1 protein-coding gene is annotated in these 473 nt (G+C 65.1%); it reads right to left on the bottom strand.

Features of this window, described 5'->3' with window-relative positions; translation table 11 throughout:
• The coding region (locus tag G5C65_RS38245) for a ketoacyl-synthetase C-terminal extension domain-containing protein (protein ID WP_277608171.1) at positions 1-473 on the bottom strand (473 nt) is incomplete at both ends.

Here is a 473-nt window from a genome sequence, read left to right as displayed (position 1 = left end):
ACCGACACCTCCGGCCGCGACCGCACAAACGCCAACAACCGCCGAGCCTGCTGCCGCAACGCCACCGGCGACTGCGCCGACACCGGCCACACCACCACCGGACCAGACTCCACATCACCCCGCTGCCCCTGCTCCTCGCGTTCCGCGTCAAGCTGCGGGGGCTCCTCAAGAATCAGATGTGCATTGGTGCCGCTGATCCCGAATGACGAAATTCCGGCTCGGCGTGGGTGGTCGTGTGTTTCCCATGGACGGGCTTCCGTCAAAAGCTCTACCGACCCCGCCGACCAGTCCACATGACGGCTCGGCTCATCCACGTGCAACGTCGCGGGCAACACCCCGTGCTGCATCGCCATCGCCATCTTGATAACCCCACCCAACCCCGCAGCAGCCTGCGCATGCCCGATATTCGACTTCAACGACCCCAACCACAACGGCTCCCCACGCCCCTGCCCATACGTCTCCACAATCGCCTG

This window comes from Streptomyces boncukensis (assembly GCF_011045075.1).
Taxonomy (GTDB): domain Bacteria; phylum Actinomycetota; class Actinomycetes; order Streptomycetales; family Streptomycetaceae; genus Streptomyces; species Streptomyces boncukensis.
The sequence above is the reverse complement of the archived record's forward strand: the minus strand, read 5'-3'. Positions and strand labels throughout refer to the sequence as shown.